This is a genomic window from Scytonema hofmannii PCC 7110 (assembly GCF_000346485.2).
GTDB lineage: Bacteria > Cyanobacteriota > Cyanobacteriia > Cyanobacteriales > Nostocaceae > Scytonema > Scytonema hofmannii.
In genome coordinates this window covers 262,066-283,402 of sequence record NZ_KQ976354.1, presented here as the reverse complement: position 1 = coordinate 283,402, position 21,337 = coordinate 262,066, and the positions used below count along the sequence as shown (strand labels likewise).

The following is a 21,337-nucleotide window of genomic DNA, read 5'->3' as shown; positions in this document are numbered from 1 at the left end:
AGTGTTAACCCATCCGATTTGATTGACGAACGGGCTAACACTTTTTCTGATTTCTTTTCGAGAAGTCTCACCGAAAAATATTGTTAATTAGTCATGAGGTGTTTCGTTCCCTTTGAGCCATTCCTCCATCTCAAGAGACTGTTGCCAATTAAGCATTGCTGCCGTAAAATCATCAAGTTGCTTGGCGTTTAACTTTTGGAAAAGACATCCCATTACCTCAGGCTAAAATTGATGCATGTAACTACTGCATCTAAAACAGTTGATTCTGATACGGATTTAATTGTTTTAGTTAAAGTTGAATTAAGTTGAATACCTAATGGCTCAAGTAACTGTTTAACTTGCTCAGTAATATTTAAACGTTCTGTTCTCTTTTTATCTAAAGATGCAACTTTTAGATGATTTACTGTTAATGTTGTATTTGGTTGTGCTTGTTGCTGATATTCATCAAATTGCTGTTTTAACTCCGCATAGGAAACTTTAAGTCTCTCTACTAACTCCTCTGCACCTTTAAGTTGATAAATTCTGCCAGTTAAACCCTCATTAATTCGGCGTAAACCTTCTATTTCTGCTCTTAATTTCTTATTCTCTTCCCTCAAAGTAGAAATAATAACTGATTTAGAATTTTCAGATGCTGGTGGTTGCGATTGTTTGGGTTTTTGTTTTTGTTGGTTACGTAAAGTTTCAATTCTATTTCTCAAATCTGACTGCTTATACAAGTAAGCGGTAGATACATTAGCAGTGGTTGCTACAGATTGAAAACTAATTATTTGACCTGGCTTTATCATCCTTTCAAGAGCTTTATCCACACGCTCTGCTGTTACATGGGCTTTCTGTGCTGCTGCAGAGCGTAAGGCTTCAATCTTAGTGTTAGTCATTGTCTACCTCCAAGGTTTTAATAACTTTTTCTAAGTTGTCTTTAATTGGAGTATTTTTATAAATTTGCAACTCCCAAGCACAACTTTGAGCTTTTTTTAAAACGTTGTTAGTGCGTTCTAAAGTGCTTTTCAATATCGGTAAGAAATTTTTATTTGTTCTCCAATGTGGGCAGTTGTAGCATCCATCAAAACCAGGAATATCACAATCACCTAACATTTTAGGTCTAGCGCAGTATCCATGCTCTAAGGCTCTAGCTTGCACATTAAACACGAAATCACAATCAATATCTTCTGGGTACTCATCGCAGAGGTAGGCTGAGTCCCACTGCATTAGTTCTTTGCTAACATGAACTACTCGCTCTACTCCCGATTTCCCCCGAACATTGTTAACGTTATCTAATCTCGGCACAACATAGATTTCATTTGTTTTACCAGTAACCATGTCTTCATGTCTTAGCCCCAGAGCTTCACCTATTCTTAATCCTGTTTCATATAGCAACCTCATGAAAAACTTGTCACGTAATGTGTTACAGGCTTCAATCAATATGTTTACCTCTTCAGGTGTTAAACATCCAGGGAATGTTTTTGGCTCTTTGATTTTTAATAGTCGTGTTTTAACCCCTTTACCTTTGCTGATGTGGTGTAAAAAAGACTTATATTTATGCCCTGGCTGTAACTGATAACGATAAACGTCATTTTTTTTGATTGCTCCTATACGCTCTTGAAATTCATAGAATCCACTCACAGTTGTCAGACAGTGATTAATCGTTTTTTCAGAACGTTTTGATACTTGTGCTTGAATCGAGACAACAGGCGAATTAGGGTTCCTTAACCAGTGAATAAAATCCGATAATTGTTCCAGATTAATAGAGCGCCAATCTAACTGAGAATCTCGTAAAAACTCCCAGAACAGCTTGAGATTATGGGCATAAGTTCCAATCGTATTTGGAGAACGTCCCACGTTATCTAGGTAGTGCAAGTACTTTTCGATTGCTTCAATCGGTAAGTAATTGTCATCCAACACCATCCAAACCGGACGGTTGGAGTATGGAATGATACCTTTTTGGACTTTCATCGTCTTTAACTTCAATCGCTATGTTTACATTGTAATTGTATACTACAAAATTGCTGACAAGTAAAAACAGCGTAGTGATAAAACTTAATATCAGCTACGCTGTTGTTGTTGTTATTATTAAGAATTTAATAAGAGATAAGGTGCATCCAATATTTTGAGAAAAGCAAAAATTGATACATCAAAAATTACTTTTCGGGTGTGTCAAATTCTCAAGACAATCAATATTTGGATAGGTAAAAAATTACCATCACGTAAAGGTACGGCAGCAGGCTTGTCTTGTTGTACGACTATAGGACTCACTGAACCGGGTCAGTAAATTAGAAACCCCATCAGCCATGCGGTGGGGTGGTTCATCTCAACTCCGTCCAAAGATTTTGTCCCTATTTCTGTAAAGACTAGCATGGCTAGTCTCTACATTTAGATGCTACACGATCGCACCCTACTCAATTCCCTCAATCCGGTCTTCAACTTCCTGGTACAACTCGCGCAACAATTCCAAATTGTTCTCACTCGTCTCCCAGTAACCGCGACCGTTCACCTCCAACAAAGTAGAAACCATTTTGCGGAAAGAATGGGGGTTAAGATTCAGCAAACGCTTCCGCATCTCTTCATCTTTGATAAACGTGGTATTGACATCCTCATAAACCCAGTTATCAACAGCACCTGCAGTTGCACTCCAACCCATTGTATTGACCAATCGCTTGGAGAGTTCTCGCACACCTTCGTAACCGTGAGAAAGCATACCTTCATACCACTTGGGATTTAACAACTTGGTACGGGTATCCAAACGTACAGTTTCTGATAAAGTGCGAACTTGTGCGTTAGCTGTCGTCGTATCTGCAATGTAGGATGCTGGTGTTTTACCATCACCCCGCAGGCTAGCAACGACCTTGGTAGGATCGGAATCAAAGTAATGGGAAACGTCAGTCAAGCTAATCTCGGAAGAGTCGAGATTTTGGAAAGTCATCTCAGCAGTTTTCAACGTCTTTTCAAAAATAGCCCTTGATTCTTCCATCGTACCGGGGTTATCGGCACTGAACGCAAAGGACTTACGATTGAGGTACATTTCCTGCAATTCAGCTTCGCTTTCCCAAGTGCTGTTTTCTACTGCCAAGTTAATATTGGATGAGTAGGAACCAGAAGCATTGGAGAACACGCGAGTTGCTGCTTGACGCAGGTTAATCCCCATTTCCTCAGCTTGTTCCAGGGCATGTTTGCGGATAAAGTTCATTTCTAGAGGTTCATCCGCTTCTGCTGCCATCTTAACTGCTTGATCCAGCAAGTTCATTTGGTTGATGAACAAGTCGCGGAATACACCAGAACAGTTAACAACCACATCAATGCGGGGGCGTCCCAACTCTTCTAGAGATATCAGTTCTAACTTGTTCACCCGTCCCAACGCATCGGGAACCGGGCGCACTCCCACCATCCACATGATTTGTGCTAGAGATTCACCGTAAGTTTTGATATTATCGGTTCCCCAGAGCACGCAAGCGATGGTTTCGGGATATTGACCGCCATTTTCTGCCCTATTCCTTGCCAGCAGTCGATCTACAACAATTTTTGCTGATTGTACTGCAGCCGTTGTGGGGATAGATTGGGGATCGAGGGCGTGGATGTTTTTCCCTGTAGGCAATACATCTGGGTTGCGGATGGGGTCGCCACCGGGACCGGGAAGAATATACTCACCTTCTAACCCTTGGAGCAATCCTCCTAATTCATTATCAGCGCAAACTTGTTGCAAGCAGAATTCCAAATACTCAAAGAGATTTTGGATTTTAGATTTGGGATTTTGGATTTGAGAATTAGAATCTAAAATCGGAAATCCCAAATCCAAAATTGCTTGAACCCAAGGTTCTTTTTTGCCCATATTGAAGAAGTTGAGCTTGGAAACGAGGGAAACTCGTCCTTCAGCATCTGTTTGCTCTTTTACAAGGGCTGAAACAGCAGTACGGGTTGCCATTGTGATGTCTTGCAGCAACTGGACATCCTCTAAAATGCCTTTGTCGCTGTTTTGATATACCTCGTCAATGTTGCGTCCGACGCTACTTGCAATAATCCGGGGAAGACTGAGAATTTCTTCCTCAGAACGGTCTAAGCTAGCAATGTTAACTAGAGTTGCGATCGCTTCTTCTGCAGAAGGTGGTTTCCCAATCACGTGCAATCCACAGGGTAACAGTCGCGATTCAATCTCCATCAACTTGCGATACACCAAACCAACGATATTATCGCGTTCTTCACCGCTCATATCCTTGGCATCAAGGAATTTTGGATTTTGGATTTCGGATTTTGGATTATCCGATTCTAATCCAAAATCTAAAATCGGCAATCCAAAATCGTTAATGATGTCCTTATCCAAATTTACCATCCGGCATTTATCCATGATGGTATTAACAATAGGAATACCGCGTCCGCTATCTTTAAGAGTTTGGTAAGAAGCAATCAACTCGCTGAGTTCTTTCAAACCCTTATACAATCCAGCATTTTCTGCAGGAGGAGTCAGATAGGAAATTGTTTCAGCGTAACTGCGGCGCTTGGCAATTGTTGCTTCACTGGGGTTATTGGCAGCGTAGTAATAAAGATTGGGAATCATTCCAATTAAGTTATCTGGATAACATTCTCCAGACATACCCATCTGTTTCCCTGGCATAAATTCCAAGGAACCGTGAGTCCCAAAGTGCAGCACTGCATCCGCTTGCCAAATTTGTTCTAAGTAGGTGTAGTAAGCCGCAAAACCGTGGTGGGGACTTGCAGAACGGGAGAACAACAACCGCATTGGATCGCCTTCATAACCAAAGGTGGGTTGAACCCCAATGAAAACGTTCCCAAATTGCTTACCATAAATCAGCAAGTTTTGACCATCGCTGTTAAGATGTCCCGGTGGTGGTCCCCAGTTTTCTTCTAATCGTTGGGAGTAAGGTGTGAGTGCTTCATACTCGCGAACCGACATCCGGTAAGCAATGTTAAGTTCGGGGCTGCTGTACTGCGCTTGGGCATCGTGGATGACTTGTTCCATCAACTCCTTAGCGTTTTCTGGCAAGTCTTGCACGTCATAACCGTTGTTCTTGAGTGCTCTCATCACCTCGTAAATGGAACCAAACACATCTAGGTATGCAGCCGTTCCCACGTTCCCTTTATCTGGTGGGAAACTGAACACAGTGATGGCAACTTTCTTGTCTAACTTGGGTTTGCGGCGCAGGTTAGCCCACTTGAGAGCGCGTTGTGTCACTGCTTCGATGCGGTCTTGCAGTGCGATCGCTTTCCCTGTTGTGCCATCCCGACCTGAGAGAATTATCGGTTCAATTGCACCATCTAATTCAGGAAGCGCAATTTGCAATGCCACCTGAATGGGGTGCAATCCCAAATCGCTATCCTGCCATTCTTCTGTAGTTTGGAAGACGAGAGGTAGCGCCACCATGTAAGGACGGTTTAACCGCTTCAGCGCCTCAATTGCCTTGGGATGGTCTTGACGTGCAGGTCCACCTACTAAAGCAAAGCCCGTTAGGGAGATAACCGCATCCACTAAGGAATGAGGGCTGGAAGTTTTCTCAGTCCCCTTATCATAAAAATATGCTTCTACAGGCTTGGAAAAATCCAACCCAGATGCAAACACAGAAATAACCCTTGCTCCCATGGATTCGAGTTCTTGTACCATCGCTACGTAGTGAGCATCATCACCAGTAACAAGGTGCGTGCGTTGCAAGACCAACCCAATACACGGTGCTAACGGGTCTTTGAGATCGGGAGAGATATCCTGACGGCTGCTGTACCAATTCAGGTACTCTCTGACATCCTCATACATTGTGGTAGCAAGAGGATGCCAAATCCCCATATCTGGGTATACCACTGGTGGTTGGTATTGTACAGACCCGCTCTTCCTCGTCTCTATACCTTTCAAAACGTACTTGTCAGCCAGCATGAGCAAGAAGTTTTCCAGATTATCTGGAGAGCCTCCTAACCAGTACTGAAAGCTGAGCATAAAATTTCGGGCATCCTGTGCTTTGTCCATTGGCAGGAACTTAAGTACCTGCGGCAATGTCCTCAGTAGCTTTAGCATTCCATCTTGGAAACCCGCACCTGATTTTTCCTTGCGCTTTCGCATGAACTGTGCTATGACACTTTTGGATTGCCCCAACTGTGCCAAAGAGAAACTGCCCATTTTATTTAGGCGCATCACTTCAGGCATTGAGGGGAACACAACGGCAACGTCTAGGCGATCGCGGTATGGTGCTACTGCTGTTACTAATTTCTGGGCTAAGTCTTCTATAAAAATCAGCGAAGCAATAAAGATATTGGCAGTTGCGATATCTTTTTTAAACTCCTCGTAGTTCTCTTGGTCGCGGAGTTCTTCGATTAAATAACCACTGATTTCAATCGCCAGATTGGGATTGTTTTCGTTAATCGCCCGAACCGCTTGTGACAATGCACTTTGGTACTGGGACTCTAACACGACATAGACCACCTTAATTAAGTGACGTCCCTGCAATTGGTTGGGGGCTATATGTCTAATGGTGGACTTGACGTGGGTGAACATGCTTCCTAGGCTCCTTTGATGCGTGTTCTCTGACTGGAAGAACTTTTCGGCAAAACTTGCCAATCGAGTCTTCCTCTGGTCGGCAATATGAGTTTTTTATCAGAAAATGCTTACTAGTAAGGCATTTTGTCCTCTATCTGACACAAAATGATATAAAAAATGAAATATTTTGTAACCTTGTTTGACAAATTTTCTGAGTATTGCCTCACTAATTGTAAATAATTCGCAATAATTTTGGAGGGAGTAGGGATTTCGTACAGAATTTTAAATCGTCAACTGACAAAGGAACAAAAATTTCCTTAATAATGACAATGGTGCAAGATATGCAAGATGCCCAACTTCTTCAAGAAGTCGGGCATCTGACCAACCGTATTGTACTATCTCATCTCGCTCCAGTGGCTCAGCCACCAGAACGAGAGGAGGAGAGGAAACCTACTCCCTACTCCCTACTCCCTACTCCCTATCCCCTAATGACTGCCGATATTTTAATTCTTTCAAACGGTCCTGGAGAAATCACAACTTGGGTGCGCCCAGTGGTGAAGCAATTGCGGCAACAATTGGGAAATGACCGCGAACAAATTAGGATTTCCATCATTTTGTCACCTTGTCCCAACTCTAGTGGAAAAGAGGCAGAGATAGCCCGTTCTTTTCCCGAAGTCGATAGAGTGCAAGCAGCAGAACATTTTTGGAATTTTTTGCTTTGGGGAAAAACCAGTGAAAATTGGGAATGGCGCAAGTGCGGTGTTATTGTTTTTTTGGGCGGGGATCAGATTTTCCCAGTTATTATTGGCAGAAGATTGGGATACCGTACAGTTGTTTATGCCGAATGGGAAGCACGATGGCATAACTGGATTGACCGCTTTGGAGTGATGAAACCTGAAGTAGCAGCTCGTATCCCTCAAAAATATACTCATAAGTTCACAGTCATCGGAGATTTGATGGCAGAAGCCCAGGGAGAGGAGGAGATGGGGAGATGGGGAGATGGGGAGAATTCTACCCCCTCACCCCCTCACCTCCTCACCCCCTCCCAAGTTCCTACCGAGTTGATTGGTTTGCTTCCCGGATCGAAGGCGGCAAAACTTACACAGGGAGTCCCTTTAATGTTGGCAATTGCCGAATATATCAAGGCAAAAAGACCGCAAACTCAATTTTTGATTCCTGTTGCTCCCACTTTAAATGTAGAAACTTTAGCCAGTTTTGCCGATCCTCAGAAAAACAATTTTGTTCAAACCTTTGGTTTTAGTAGTGCTTCTCTCACCACAATCTCCAATGCTCAGTCCTCAATCTTCAGTCTCAAAACAGAAACAGGCTTGAATGTCGAACTGTACACTGAGACACCAGCATACGATATATTATCTAAGTGCAGTATTTGTTTAACAACTGTAGGAGCAAATACAGCTGAACTTGGTTCTTTAGCTGTACCGATGATTGTTTTGCTACCAACACAACAGCTAGATGCCATGCGTTCTTGGGATGGATTGCCAGGACTGCTAGCAAATATGCCGTTGCTTGGTTCCAGTTTTGCCAAGTTAATTAACTGGTTAGTACTGAGAAGATTGGGTTTGTTAGCTTGGCCTAATATCTGGGCACAAGAAATGGTTGTACCAGAACTAGTGGGAAAACTTCAGCCTCAAGATGTTGGGGAAATGATCCTAGATTTTCTGAATCATCCAGAAAAATTAGAAAAGATGCGAGCCAAGCTACGTAGTATTCGAGGAGAACCTGGTGCAGCGCAAAAGTTAGCCAACTTGGTGAAAGAAGAATTGGAGAGTTCATAATTCATCATTTTTTCCATCGCGCCGTCCGAGTTCGTAAACTCCCGAACCCATACAAGCCAGTATCCCCATGCTGATAGACCAACTTTGACCTAAGCTAACTTCTATTCCCCAATTACACAAAGCTCCAATCGCTAAAAAAGGCAGAATACTAAAAAGTGAAGCGTACAGGGCATTTTGAGATTCCCTTGCCTTTTTGGTCTTTTCAAATTCTGATTGGCTCATGTAAAGGGAACGCTCTGCAAAATTAAACCAGCTGTTGAGTTGTAGAGCCACCCATTCACCGGCGGTGGAAAATCCCAAATACAATGCCAACGACCACAAACTAGTTCCTGCGATCGCTATTTTATCGAACTCAAGGCTAAAAGGCAATATTTCAGTGAGCATGGCTTCCGACGGTAGTGTAGATGATGCTTTTCTGCTTCTATCGAAGCCAAATCTACTTTATTCCCCAAAGGTATTAAAATAACTTATCAGCATTTTTACTGATTTTCCACTCTACCATTGGGAAGGTTTTTTGGTAATATATTTCGATGGAAAAGCAAAAATAAGACGATTTTCATCTTTCATCATGGTGCATAACGTAAAAGCGAGCAGATGTCAATCATAATCGGCCATCAGATTCAAACTTCTGCTGCATTTAAATTGTGCCTAATTTACAGATAAATCATCGCTTAGAGGAATTTTAAAATGAGTCAGTGGCGACAAACAGTAGCAATTTCTGTAGTCACACTATTTTTATCAGGATTGAGTATTGCTAATTTGAATACTCTCTTGCCCAAGGAAAATAAAAACGTAAATGCGTTTTCCTTTATTTCAATCCCCGAGCGAGATTCACACAGTTCAACTCCGACTCCTATAGCAAGAATACCACGCTCATCAACGCCAGATGAGATCGCACCGCGTCAAATTCAGAAAAAACCAAGCTTACAAGCAACAAATAATAACACCTGGTTAGCAGCTTCTTTCCCCGTAGAAAATTTCAAGGCATACACATCAGCGTTTGGATATCGTCCCTCTGCGACTGGTGGTTCTAGGTGGGAATTTCACAGTGGTTTAGATATTGCCGCACCACAAGGAAGTTACATTCGTAACTGGTGGGCAGGTAGAGTGAGTAAGGTAGGCGATCGCAACGCTTGCGGCACTCATATTGTGATTGAATCCGGTCCGTGGGAGCACACCTACTGCCATATGGAAGGACACGTAGAAAGCGCAAGTGGTCGCCGATACCTAATAGACCGAAACGGGGGAATTCAACTTTGGGAAGGTCAGCCAGTCCCGGCTGGATTCAGGATTGGTCGGGTAGGGATGACTGGGCGTACAACAGGTCCTCATCTCCATTGGGGATTAAAATACGCCAAAAACTACGTAGATCCAGCTGTAGTTCTGCGGGCAATGTTTTCACAGCAACAAGTTACAAGAGCATCATCAGAAAAATGGACTCCCCAACAATCGCAAGTCGTAATTGAGGAGTCTAAATTTCAACGAGATTCAAATTATTAGTTAGTGGTCACTGGTCACTGGTCACTGGTCACTGGTCACTGGTCACTGGTCACTGGTGAACCACTAACCAAACACCACAATCTTTTGTTTTTCTGGCAACTCAGTATACTCCGAAACAATCTTGCGAAATTGCTCACCTTCGATTGTTTCCTGTTCAACCAATAAATCCACCAACCGATCAACTACAGGACGGTTTTCGCGAATAATGCGACGGGCTTCTTGGTAGCAAAAACTTGCCATTTCCCTAACGTGTCGGTCAATTTTGGTAGCCATCTCTTCTGAATAATCATTGCGAGTCATCCAATCGCGACCGAGGAAAACATCACTGTTTTGATTTTCAAGAGCCACTAACCCCAGTTCTGACATTCCATACATCGTCACCATCTTACGCGCAAGATTAGCTACGACTTTCAGGTCGCTACTAGCACCACCTGTGACCTCAGATTCTCCAAAGACTTCTGTTTCTGCTGCTTTTCCACCCAATGTCATGGTAATGTTATCCATCAACCAAGCCCGACTGTAAAGCCCACTGTCAATCATTTCCTCGTTCAAAATTTGCTGTGAAAAACCACCCACTCCTCCAGAACGGGGAATAATGGTCACCTTATTGAGCGGGTCAGCATTTTCTAAAAGTGTAGCCAAAATAGCGTGTCCAATTTCATGGTAGGCAATCAACCGCTTTTTCTTACTATCTAACAGTGGATTGAGAGTTAAACCAATTGTTAAACGGTCAATAGCATCGTCAATTTCTAGCTGTGTAATTGCTTCTTTTCGCCTGCGTGCTGTCAAAATAGCAGCTTCATTCAAAAGGTTTGCTAAATCTGCTCCTGTAAAACCGGGCGTGCGACGAGCAACAACTTCTAAAGAAACAGATGGATCGACTTTCTTATTCCGGGCATGAACTTGTAAAATAGAAAGGCGACCTTTACGGTCTGGGGCATCCACAATGACTTGTCTGTCAAATCTTCCGGGTCTGAGCAAAGCAGCATCTAACACATCCGGACGGTTCGTGGCGGCTATGATAATGATGCCCGTGTTGCCCTCAAAGCCATCCATTTCCGTTAGCAGTTGGTTGAGGGTCTGTTCCCGTTCGTCATTTCCACCGCCAATTCCTGCACCCCTTTGCCGTCCTACAGCGTCAATTTCATCTATAAATATTAAACACGGAGCATTTTCTTTTGCTTTTTTAAATAAATCGCGCACGCGAGACGCACCGACCCCAACAAACATTTCTACAAATTCTGAGCCGGAAATGCTAAAGAACGGTACACCAGCTTCACCTGCGATCGCTTTTGCCAATAATGTTTTACCTGTTCCAGGCGGTCCAATGAGCAAGACTCCCTTGGGAATACGTGCGCCAACAGCAGTAAATTTTTCAGGTTGTTTAAGGAAAGTAACAACTTCTTGAAGTTCTTCTTTAGCTTCTTCAATACCAGCGACATCATCAAACTTGACTCCAGTTTTTGCCTCCATCTGGAAGCGTGCTCTAGATTTGCCAAAATTCATGGCTTGGCTAGAAGCATTTGTGGAGCGGCGCAAGAACAACAGCATCAAAGCTACGAGTGGTAAAATCCACATTAAGTTAATCAAAAGACTGACAGCAGCTCTACTGCTAGCAGAGGAAACTTCCTCAAAGTCAACTTTCTTTTCTTTTAGTTTGTTAATTAACTCTGGATTTTGTTCCAAAAGCCGCACCTGCTGTGGTTGTGTCTCTGGCTTTTGATCTTTTAGATACACTCTTGCGACTTGTTCGGTTTCATCAAGCTCTACTTTTGCGATTTCTCCACTCTGAACTTTCTGGATCAAATCGCCATAAGATAGGGCTTGAGAGTCGCGTTCTGCCTTTTGTGCTAGTGCGGAAGCCCCTCCCGATACACTAGGCAATACGAGCAAACTGGCAGCCAGCGCTCCAGTCAAGGCAGCCCGCTTTGCTGCTTGCTTTTTCATTGATGTTTTTTTCTCAACCTTTTTCATAAATAACTACCCTTGTTGTGCTGGCAGAAGCTAATGCTCATTTTTATGGCTGTTCTTCTAGCAAATAATTTTTTGGTGTCTAATTGTCTAGTGTAGCTTCCACAAAAAACCATTCCCAAGTTTTTCCCCTTTATTCCCTTGAATGCATCCACTCTTTACAAATTCCTCCCACTTGAACACATACCAGGAATTGACACAAATCATTTGCTCCTTTATGTGTCAGATCCCCGACTTCTTCAAGAAGTCAGGGATCTTGCAGCCCATCAAAAAGACCAAAACTCAATCTCCATAGCAGAAAATTCTTTACCAACTGAAATTTTACACATTCTGTCACAACTCGCTAATATATAGGTTACTCTATAAACATACTCGTAATGACTACGCTTTACAAAAAAACTAACCTTGGATTAAAGCTAACTATAATTGAGACCTTGTGAGTTAAGTATGGTAAAAATTGTTGGAATTGGCGGCAGTTTAAGAACTGAGTCATACACGCAAGTAGCGTTGAATATAACTGCACAGCGAGTGGAAGCCTTGGGTGCAGAAGTTAAAATCCTCGATTTGCGGCAAATGCAGTTACCGTTTTGTAATGGTGAAGAGGAATATCCAAATTACCCAGATGTTCAGCGTATGCGTGATGCGGTAAGTCAAGCTGACGGGTTAATTTTGGCAACACCAGAGTATCATGGTGGAGTCAGTGGCGTCCTCAAAAATGCCCTTGATTTGATGAGTTTCGATCAACTGTCAGGCAAAGTTACCGGGCTTATCAGTATTTTGGGGGGACAACCCAATAGTAATGCCTTAAACGATTTACGAATCATCATGAGATGGGTGCATGGTTGGGTGATTCCGGAACAAATTGCGATCGGACAAGCATGGAAAGCTTTTAGCCCTGAGGGAAAACTTTTAGATGAGAAGCTTTCACAACGGTTTGACCAATTTGCCCAAAGTTTAGTTGAAAATACGCGCAAGTTGCGTTCTGTAAATTAAAAATTATACTTTCGTGCGGAAATTACACTTCTGTGCGAAAGTAACATTCAGACAGTAGGCGAAGGAATGAGTGGAGACAGTCAACCTTTGCCATACTCCTGCACAACAAAACTAGGTCTGATTGACTTTATATTTTGCTTCATGACCCGCAACAGACGATTATACTATCAAACTGCCTCATCTTGGGCAATCTCTCGATCAACCTGTTCGCGATTTTGCTCATAATAATCCCAAGCCGCACTGAGGTCGTGTGCAGTCAACCCAGGATAGTTTGCCAATAACTCCTCATCCGGGGAACCCTGTTGACGATATGCCACCAAAGTCCATACCGGAATCCGCGTATTCCGAATCCGTGCCTGCCCCCCGCAAACTCCCGGTGTAATCTGAATCGGATTTTGCAACATCTGCACATAGATCGACACTTGGTCAACTAGCTCTTCCGGTAGGGCTGCAATTGCTTCGAGCAGTTGAGTCCTCTTACTCATGACAACAAAACCTCTCTCGCTCATCTCATCCTAGCGTGAAATTCGCGAGACCCGCGATCGTTAGAACTACATATTGGAATATTCCATAATTACTCAGGAGATATACTAATAATTCGGTGATGCTCAAACATTGAAATTTTAAGAAGCTAAAGTTTCTGATTTGCAAGAGTTGACCGGGGTGGAAACAGAAGCATGCCGAGCGCGAAATTCTTCAAACACATTAAAGAATAAATCCAAAGCTTTTTGCTCATCTTCCGCATAAAAAAGTAATATGTTTGCCCAAGACTGACTGCTTTGAATATTAAACTTTTGTTTAATCCATTCTGGAAATTCTTGAAAATCTTTGTCTTGCGGAGATTGAGTAGCACCAAGTTCATATTGGGCTATACTATACCCAGATAGAAAAGCTTGAAGACAAACAATCGATGCTCTACCCAGATACATGGAAGGTGCTTTTTGGATTTTCTGAATAAGAGTATATAGAGCGTGCATAATTTCATTTTATGAGTGAGGCTAGATGATAGTGAGTTCAATAAATTTACTGATGCTTTCGTCTACAGTTTTTGGATAAGTGAAGTTAAGTTGCTCTGCTGTCTCCTGTGCTAATTGTCGAAACAATTGCATTGTTCTATACAGAGCATCTCGGCTGTCCGCATAGTCAAAGTGACCAAAGGTTTTATGCAGAGCTTTCCAGATGTCAGCATCCACCCATTTCTTGAGGTGCTTTCCCATATAATGTGTATTGTAGTTCCAACCGTGATGAGCTTGTTCATGCCACTCAATCATCTGCAAGAGCAATTCCTTTGTTGTCTATCTCATACTGTTCGGGAATGTAAACCCATAGCTGACCGAAGTGATGTAACCATCTATCCTCTTGTAGGTAAGACTGGTAGTTTGTGGCAAAGACTGCGACATCAAAATCAGCTAATTCATCAACAGGTTCGATTCCTGCTCGTGAACCAACCAGGATCATCGCACGGATAGGTTCTTCACCTTTTGCCCATTGAATGATTTGGGTAAAAATCTCATCTGCCTTGTTCATCTCAGTATAGATTCAGCTTACGATCGCCCAGCCAGATCCTGAACAAACGCCTGATGTTTCGGGTCACCAATCCCTGCTTGCAGCACATTCAGCACGAACATCATGTTACCCTCCAATAATGCCGACACCGCCAGCCACAACCCTGGAAACATGAAAAACGTTTTTTAATTATATCCCATATAGTATAATCTGTGTTGGATAAATATGAGTCAACAGTTAATAAAAGAGGTCTTAGGAGTTAATTTCGGTATTAAATTTAATTAAGGATCTAAAAATGGAAACCACAACCAAAAGACAAGCGTTGTTAAAAGTAATCTACGAAAAATTAGAACAGGCTTATGAAGACACTTTAGAAGATGTCATAGAACTGTTAAACATTCGCAAGGCTGAAGATGAAGAAGATATTCAAGCTATTAAGGAAGCTAAAAATGATCCTAGTATTAGTTGGGAAGAATATAAGCGAGAATTAGAATCGTGACCTATCAAATAAAAATTAAAAGTAAGGTGGCAAAGCAATTAAAAAAGCTACCCAATGATATGAGAGATAGGATTAACGAAAAAATTCTAGAACTAGCTGAAAATCCCCGTCCTAGTGGGGTTATAAAGCTAGAAGGAAGTAATGATACTTATCGTATTCGCGTGGGTAGCTATCGCGTTTTATACGATATTTTTGACGACGTTTTAATAATATCGGTTGTAAGAGTTGGACATCGTAGGGAAGTTTATAAGGATGAATAACTTATTTACCAAGTCATCAGTGACCAGTGACCGATAACTGGTCACTGGTCACTGGTTACTGGTCACTGGTTACTGGTCACTGTTTCCTCACTAGCTACCACTGTGCGATCGCGTTTACCAAAAGCAACTTCTGCATTCTTGATAATGATATACAAGATTGGTATAACAAACAGACTCAGCACAGTTGCAATGCACATTCCACCAAAAGTTGCTGTTCCTAAGGATTGACGAGCAGCCGCCCCAGGTCCTGTTGCCACCATAAGTGGAATACCACCAGCAACTGTGGAGAAAGCTGTCATCAAAATGGGTCGCAAACGCTCCTTAGCAGACTCAATCGCAGCCTTTGTAATACTTAAACCCTGGTCGCAAAGTTGGTTAGCAAACTCCACAATCAAAATCGAGTTTTTACTTGCCATCCCAATCAGCATGACAAATCCAACCTGGGTATAAATATCGTTAGCAGATCCTTTGATAACAAGAGCAATTAACGCACCCAAAATTGCCAACGGTACAGTCAGCAAAATAATAAATGGATCGACAAAGCTCTCGTATTGTGCTGATAGTATGAGAAAGACAAAGACAACACCCAAACCAAAGATAAAGAGAGCTTGTCCGCCAGATTCAATTTCTTCTAGAGAAAGCCCAGACCACTCATAACCAAATCCCTTGGGCAAGGTTTCTTTAGCAGATGCTTCCATTGCTTTGAGGGCTTGTCCCGAACTTACACCAGGTGCTGGGGAACCGTTAATTTCCACAGAGCGAAACAGGTTGTAATGGCTAATAATTGAGGGTCCAATGATTTCTTTAATCGTCACTAAATTGCTTAGGGAAATCATTTGACCTGTTTGCGAACGCACGTACAGCTTTTGAATATCCTCTGGGTTTGAGCGGAATGCTTGGTCTGCCTGAACGTAAACGCGATATGCTCGATTGAACTGGTTAAAGTCATTCACGTAGGTTGAGCCTAGAAAAACTTGCAAGGTGTTGAAAATATCTTCAACAGGAACTTGAAGGGCATTGGCTTTGGTGCGATCCACTTCCACAGAAATTTGGGGTGTATTGGCGTTAAAATTGGGACGCAACCCGTTTACTTGAGGTTTATCGGGAGATGGGTAAGTACTGGCTCGACCAACCAAGCTATTGAGGGCTGTACCCATCGTATCAAATCCTAAATTTTCCCTATCTTGTAAGTGAAACTCAAAACCACCAAAGTTACCAACACCATTAATGGATGGCAGATTAAATGGAATTACAGTTGCTTCTTGAATTCCCAGCATTTTAGGGAATAACCCAAAAGGTTGTGGGAAAAATCCCCCAATAATGGCTTGCAGCGATTGGTTTGCTTCCCTACGTTCTTCCCAAGGTTTGAGGGTTGTAAATATTAAACCGTTATTAGGCGTCGAACCACTAAAGCTAAAGCCACCAACGGCAAAAATTTGCTGAACTTCTGGAACTTCTTTGAGAATTGCCTCGGCTTGTTCCAACACCTTTTGAGTGTAGTTGAGAGACACCCCTTCTGGTGCTTGAACCAGAGTAATAAAGATCCCTTGATCTTCATCTGGAATAAAACCAGCCGGCACAATATTATAAATCCAATAAGTTAGCACCAATGCACCTGAGAAGAGTGCTAAGATAACAAACTTAAACCTGGTTAAAACGACTATGCTGCGACTGTACATTTGTCGTGTTTTATCAATCGACCAGTTAATACTGTTAAAAAACCAGTTATTCGGTGCTTGAGTCCGCTTGAGTAAAATGGCAGACAGTGTGGGGGTAAAGGTAACAGCGTTAAAGGTGGATATGGTGATGGAAAAAGCGATCGTGAGTGCAAATTGCTTGTAAAGCTGTCCTGTTGTACCGGGGAAAAATGCGACTGGCACAAATACCGCAATCAACACAACAGAGGTGGCAATCACCGCACTAAACAGCTCGTTCATTGATTGGATTGCTGCTTCCACAGGTTTTAGTCCCTGGTCTTGAATGCGGCGAGTGATATCCTCCACAATCACCACCGCATCGTCCACCACCAGACCTGTTGCCAAAGTTAAACCAAATAGAGTCAAGGTATTAATAGAGAAATTCAGCAGTTTAACGAAGATAAACGTACCGACAAGAGCTACAGGCATTGCCAGTGAAATCACTAATGCAGCACGCCAATTCTGCAAGAACAGGTAAACAATGAGAACAACCAAAACGACTGCTTGAAACAAAGAGACAATAACTTCTTCTGTTCCCGCTTCGATAAAAGTAGTGGTATCAAAAGCAACTTCATAGTGGATGCCCGGAGGGAAATTTTCAGCCAATCGCTTCATTTCCTCTTTGACTGCTACAGCCGTATCTAGTGCATTACTACCAGCTTGCTGGTTAATCCCTAACCCGACACCTTGGTGCGTCACGCGATCGCTGGAAGTAAACCTCAACAAAGAACTGTAGTTTTCCGCTCCCAACTCAGCCCGACCCACATCCTTCAGCTTGATAAGCGTCCCATCTTCCGTGGTTTTAATAACTAGCTCGTTGAATTCTTCAACGTCCTTGAGTCGTCCTTGAGCATTGACAGCATATTGATACTGCTGTGATGATTGAGTAGGAGGTTGTCCGATCTGTCCGGCACCTACTTGCAAGTTCTGTTGCTGAAGTGCTGTAATGACATTTTGAGGAGTCAAGTTCCGGCTAGCGAGACGATTGGGGTCAAGCCAAAGGCGCATAGCATATTTCCGCTCCCCAAATATCTGAACATCACCAACTCCTTTAATCCGTTTAATAGCATCTGCAATATAAAGGTCGGTGTAGTTACTGAGATAGGTCACGTCGTAAATATCTTGTCCTTTGCTTTCATCGCGATCCGAGTAAAGCCCAATCGCCAACAAGAAGTTGTTGTTAGCCTTCTGGACTTGTACACCTGTTTGGGTTACAGGTCCCGGTAACCGCGATAGAACGGTTGACACCCGATTCTGTACGTCTACTGCGGCAATGTCTTGGTCTTTCCCCAGTTCAAACGTCAAGTTAATGCTACTCGTTCCATCATTGGCACTCGTGGATTTGATGTAGCGCACACCCTCAATACCATTGAGTTGTTGCTCCAGAATATTGGTCACTGTAGACTCAACGACTTCCGCATTCGCCCCAACATAGTTTGAAGTTACGGTGACTAGAGGGGGAGCAATTTCCGGATACTGAGCAACTGGCAGTGTCGGGATACAGGCTATCCCCAGTAATGTAATGATGATAGAGCAAACCGTTGCAAAGACAGGTCGTTTGATAAAGGAGCCAGAGAGGGAAAAAATCATAATCTCAGTCACTGATGGTTGATACACAAGGAGCGATAAGCGCTCTTTTAGCTTGCGCTTCGCGATCGCGTTAGTAACCAGCCGCAGTTTGCTGATTTCCAAGCGGCGCTGCTTCTAACCTGTCCTTGACAAGTCAAAAAAATGCAAAATAATAAATCTATCTTTGGATGTAATTTTGTATTTGTTTGGGATAAACTAAATTGTGTAATTACCCTGACGATTCTAGCAAAAACATTGAGACTTGCTGTGAAGGAACGATGAACGTTGAATTAACTTCAAAGGCAGTTTCAGTTATTGTCAATTGACTCATGAAAAACCACTGTTTACCTCAATTGAGGCAACATTGTGTAGGAATGAGCGTAATTTTAAATTATACCAAATTGGAAGAGTTTGTATTGTATGCCTGGGTTGAAACAGTTTAAATACAAAGTTTTTCAATCCAAAATCCAAAATCCAAAATCCAAAATTGCTATTATTTATGCAGATATCAAAGCTCCAAGGGTTGAGCGAACAAGAAGTCAGAGAAAGGAGATTAGCAGGAAAGAGTAACAATGTCAAACTGCCAACTAGCCGTTCTTACTTTCAAATTTTACGCGAAAACCTTTTTACTTTTGTCAACGCAGTTTTTTTTGCCATTAGCGGTGTTTTTCTGTTTTTACAGCGCCCTTCTGATGCGATCTTTGTGGCAGTTATCATTTTTAGTGGTGTTGTTATTGGTATCTGCCAAGAAATTTGGGCAAAGCGAAAACTAGATAAAATTGCCCTGCTAACTCGCCCTTTGGCAACTGTCATTCGAGGCGGCAAAGAATATACTATCGATCCGAAGGAAATAGTGTTGGGAGATCTCCTCCTACTGTATTCCGGCGAACAAATCCTGGTGGATGGTAAGATTGTTGGTGAAGGACGGATTGAAGTCGATGAGTCACTGCTAACAGGTGAATCAGATTTAATTCCAAAAATAGAGGGACAGGAAGTTTACTCTGGTAGCTTTTGTGTCAGTGGGCGTGCTTGCTATGAAGCACAGAAGGTGGGTACTGAAACAGTCGCTTACCAACTCATGGCTGGTGCAAGAGAGTTCCGTCAAGTTTACACGCCACTACAGCAAGAAATTAACTTAATTATTCGGATACTTTTACTCCTAGCTTGTTTTTTGTGGATTTTGATTGCAATTAGTTTTATTATCCGCTCTCAATCATTAAATGAAATTGTTCAAAGAGCCGCTGTCATTGCAGGTTTAATTCCGGCGGGGCTTTTAATTGCAATTACACTTGCCTATGTCATGGGTGCAGTTCAGATGTTGGGAAAAAATATCTTAATCCAGCAAACTAATGCTATAGAGTCTTTAAGTAATGTCGATGTATTGTGTCTTGATAAAACCGGAACACTCACAACCAATCAAATTGAATTACACGATCTTTATCCCATACAAATTCCTGAAGGAGATCTTCGCTCCTTACTAGGTGATTATGCTGCCAGTACTAAGTCAGGCAATCGAACAACAGTTGCCATTCTTAACGGTTGCTCCGGTTATACCAAGCCTATCAAAACTGAAGTTCCTTTTTCTAGCGATCGCAAGTGGAGTTCAGTAGTCTTTGACGACTCCGAAAGATATGGTACATATGTATTGGGTGCGCCGGAAGTTTTGTCAGTTGTTGCACCCTTAGATGCAGCAGCACAAAATTACATTCAGCAGCAAATTAACCAAGGGTTACGAGTTCTGCTGTTTGCTCGCAGCAGGGGATCTGTTTCTCTAGAAGCAAATAAGACTCCTTCGTTGCCACCAAATCTTAGCGCGATCGGGATATTAAGTTTTAGCGATCGCTTGCGAAAAGGAGCGAGTGAAACACTACAAGGTTTTGCCAAAGCAGGAATTGCAGTTAAAATCATTTCTGGAGATAATCCTCAAACTGTAGCAGCCATTGCTTTACAAGCAGGGTTTAGCGAAGAAATCAAGCTGGTTTCTGGTGCTGAGTTAGAGCAAATGAATGATACCCAATTTGCTCAAGCGGCTTCCAGTTATAATGTCTTTGGGCGAATTACGCCCCAGCAGAAAGCCAAAATTGTCAAAAGTCTCAGAGATGCAGGACATTACGTTGCTATGACAGGAGATGGAGTCAACGATGTCCTTTCCCTTAAGATGGCAAATTTAGGAATTGCCATGGAAAGTGGCACTCAAGCAACTAGAGGTATTGCCGATATAGTTTTGCTCAAAGATTCCTTTGAAGCATTACCCCCTGCCTTTTTAGAAGGGCAAAGGATTCGCAATGGCATCCGTGATGTCATGAAACTCTTTATGGTGCGAGTTTGCTGTGTCACACTACTTATTTTTGCCACAGCGATCGTTTCCGATAGCTTCCCGTTGATGAACAAACACAGTGCAATTGTCACTCTCATTGGTGTTGGCATTCCCACCATGTTTATTCCTGTTTGGGCGCAACCGGGAGAACAATCAAAACGAAGCATGGTGCGTTCCATTCTCCATTTTATTATTCCTGCAAGTTTGTCTATCACTTTGGTGGCTTTAATTGTTTACCTTTTCTACTTAGTCAGTGCCATACTCGATCTACCTCCTGCGGCTGGAATTGCTAGAGTCGATTATGAAATTCCTCGCACAGCACTCGTGACTATTTTGGTATTTTGCGAACTGCTATTAATTCCTTTTCTAAAACCGCCCACAACAGCATGGGTTGCTAGTGAACCTCTGAGTGGTGACTGGCGTTATTCCACTGTCGCAGGGATTTTAATTATTGCCTATCTTTTAATTTTATATATTCCTCCTATCCGTAACTTTTTTGAATTAGCACCAATTTCACCTGTCAATTGCTTGTGGTTGGGGTTAGTTGCTATAGAGTGGAGTTTCATTGTGCGTTTGATGTGGCGATCGCGATTTTTAGACCGCTTTTTGGGGGTTGATTTGGAATAAGATTGTACTGTGAATGCGAGTCAAGCATGATTTTTTGAGACTCGCGAAACGACTACTCCTTTTCCGATCGAAGACTATCTATTTAAATGAACCGCAAAGACGCAAAGAACGCGAAGAAAGAGGGAAGGGAGTAGAC

At 42.5% G+C, this 21,337-nt stretch carries 19 protein-coding genes; 7 read left to right on the top strand and 12 right to left on the bottom strand.

What is annotated here, in order from left to right; all coding sequences use genetic code 11:
* Positions 1-87: 87 nt before the first annotated feature.
* From WA1_RS59240 to WA1_RS01270, 3 genes are read right to left on the bottom strand one after another with little or no spacing between them, the layout of a single operon-like run.
* Positions 88-213, bottom strand: a complete 126-nt coding sequence (locus tag WA1_RS59240; RefSeq protein WP_017749249.1) for a hypothetical protein — start codon at positions 211-213, stop codon at positions 88-90.
* The gene (locus tag WA1_RS01275) at positions 213-875 is read right to left on the bottom strand and encodes a DUF6262 family protein (RefSeq protein ID WP_017749250.1); all 663 of its coding nucleotides are present in this window, start codon (positions 873-875) and stop codon (positions 213-215) included. Before WA1_RS01275 ends, WA1_RS59240 begins: the two co-directional genes overlap by 1 nt.
* Complete coding sequence (locus tag WA1_RS01270; protein ID WP_017749251.1) at positions 868-1,950, bottom strand: tyrosine-type recombinase/integrase; 1,083 nt, start codon at positions 1,948-1,950, stop codon at positions 868-870. Before WA1_RS01270 ends, WA1_RS01275 begins: the two co-directional genes overlap by 8 nt.
* A 154-nt stretch (positions 1,951-2,104) precedes the next feature.
* Here WA1_RS01270 and WA1_RS56520 point away from each other — a divergent pair, with 154 nt between their 5' ends.
* Entirely contained in the window at positions 2,105-2,266 is a 162-nt protein-coding gene (locus tag WA1_RS56520) for a hypothetical protein (RefSeq protein ID WP_158516577.1), read from the top strand.
* Positions 2,267-2,389: 123 nt separating this feature from the next.
* Here the strand turns inward: WA1_RS56520 and WA1_RS01265 are convergent, their stop codons facing one another.
* A complete protein-coding gene (locus tag WA1_RS01265) occupies positions 2,390-6,484 on the bottom strand; it encodes a magnesium chelatase subunit H (protein ID WP_017749252.1) in 4,095 nt (1,364 codons plus the stop codon).
* A 470-nt stretch (positions 6,485-6,954) separates the two neighbouring features.
* Between WA1_RS01265 and WA1_RS01260 the strand changes: the two genes are divergently transcribed.
* Complete coding sequence (locus WA1_RS01260; protein ID WP_026135295.1) at positions 6,955-8,262, top strand: glycosyltransferase family protein; 1,308 nt, start codon at positions 6,955-6,957, stop codon at positions 8,260-8,262.
* On the opposite strand, the gene WA1_RS01255 is transcribed toward WA1_RS01260, so the two are convergent.
* A complete protein-coding gene (locus WA1_RS01255) occupies positions 8,257-8,646 on the bottom strand; it encodes a hypothetical protein (RefSeq protein WP_017749254.1) in 390 nt (129 codons plus the stop codon). The genes WA1_RS01260 and WA1_RS01255 overlap by 6 nt on opposite strands.
* A gap of 303 nt (positions 8,647-8,949) precedes the next feature.
* On the opposite strand from WA1_RS01255, the gene WA1_RS01250 reads away from it, so the two are divergent.
* Positions 8,950-9,762, top strand: a complete 813-nt coding sequence (locus WA1_RS01250) for a M23 family metallopeptidase (protein WP_017749255.1) — start codon at positions 8,950-8,952, stop codon at positions 9,760-9,762.
* Positions 9,763-9,825: 63 nt separating this feature from the next.
* Here the strand turns inward: WA1_RS01250 and ftsH are convergent, their stop codons facing one another.
* Positions 9,826-11,736: an ATP-dependent zinc metalloprotease FtsH gene (ftsH, locus tag WA1_RS01245; RefSeq protein WP_017749256.1), complete on the bottom strand. Its 1,911-nt coding sequence runs from the start codon at positions 11,734-11,736 to the stop codon at positions 9,826-9,828.
* 444 nt (positions 11,737-12,180) lie between these two features.
* Here ftsH and WA1_RS01240 point away from each other — a divergent pair, with 444 nt between their 5' ends.
* Entirely contained in the window at positions 12,181-12,726 is a 546-nt protein-coding gene (locus WA1_RS01240) for an NADPH-dependent FMN reductase (protein WP_017749258.1), read from the top strand.
* Positions 12,727-12,893: 167 nt separating this feature from the next.
* On the opposite strand, the gene WA1_RS01235 is transcribed toward WA1_RS01240, so the two are convergent.
* The 5 genes from WA1_RS01235 to WA1_RS59235 all read right to left on the bottom strand — a co-directional run bounded on the left by WA1_RS01235 (position 12,894) and on the right by WA1_RS59235 (position 14,405).
* Positions 12,894-13,211 carry a DUF433 domain-containing protein gene (locus WA1_RS01235; RefSeq protein ID WP_026135296.1) on the bottom strand — a complete coding sequence of 106 codons (318 nt, stop codon included), beginning with the start codon at positions 13,209-13,211 and terminating at the stop codon, positions 12,894-12,896.
* Between the two features lie 138 nt (positions 13,212-13,349).
* Positions 13,350-13,703, bottom strand: coding sequence for a hypothetical protein (locus WA1_RS01230; RefSeq protein ID WP_017749260.1), 354 nt, complete (start codon positions 13,701-13,703; stop codon positions 13,350-13,352).
* Between the two features lie 21 nt (positions 13,704-13,724).
* Entirely contained in the window at positions 13,725-13,997 is a 273-nt protein-coding gene (locus WA1_RS01225) for an aminoglycoside 6-adenylyltransferase (protein ID WP_017749261.1), read from the bottom strand.
* Positions 13,990-14,253 carry an aminoglycoside 6-adenylyltransferase gene (locus tag WA1_RS01220; RefSeq protein ID WP_017749262.1) on the bottom strand — a complete coding sequence of 88 codons (264 nt, stop codon included), beginning with the start codon at positions 14,251-14,253 and terminating at the stop codon, positions 13,990-13,992. Before WA1_RS01220 ends, WA1_RS01225 begins: the two co-directional genes overlap by 8 nt.
* Before the next feature lie 17 nt (positions 14,254-14,270).
* Positions 14,271-14,405 (bottom strand): hypothetical protein, encoded by a 135-nt coding sequence (locus WA1_RS59235; protein WP_272819046.1) that lies wholly within the window; start codon positions 14,403-14,405, stop codon positions 14,271-14,273.
* A gap of 122 nt (positions 14,406-14,527) precedes the next feature.
* Between WA1_RS59235 and WA1_RS01215 the strand changes: the two genes are divergently transcribed.
* A complete protein-coding gene (locus tag WA1_RS01215; RefSeq protein ID WP_017749263.1) occupies positions 14,528-14,731 on the top strand; it encodes a hypothetical protein in 204 nt (67 codons plus the stop codon).
* Entirely contained in the window at positions 14,728-14,991 is a 264-nt protein-coding gene (locus WA1_RS01210) for a type II toxin-antitoxin system RelE family toxin (RefSeq protein ID WP_017749264.1), read from the top strand. Before WA1_RS01215 ends, WA1_RS01210 begins: the two co-directional genes overlap by 4 nt.
* 62 nt (positions 14,992-15,053) lie before the next feature.
* Here the strand turns inward: WA1_RS01210 and WA1_RS01205 are convergent, their stop codons facing one another.
* Positions 15,054-18,278, bottom strand: a complete 3,225-nt coding sequence (locus tag WA1_RS01205) for an efflux RND transporter permease subunit (protein WP_051077143.1) — start codon at positions 18,276-18,278, stop codon at positions 15,054-15,056.
* A gap of 478 nt (positions 18,279-18,756) precedes the next feature.
* Here WA1_RS01205 and WA1_RS01200 point away from each other — a divergent pair, with 478 nt between their 5' ends.
* Positions 18,757-21,201, top strand: coding sequence for an HAD-IC family P-type ATPase (locus WA1_RS01200; RefSeq protein ID WP_017749266.1), 2,445 nt, complete (start codon positions 18,757-18,759; stop codon positions 21,199-21,201).
* Positions 21,202-21,337: the final 136 nt, after the last annotated feature.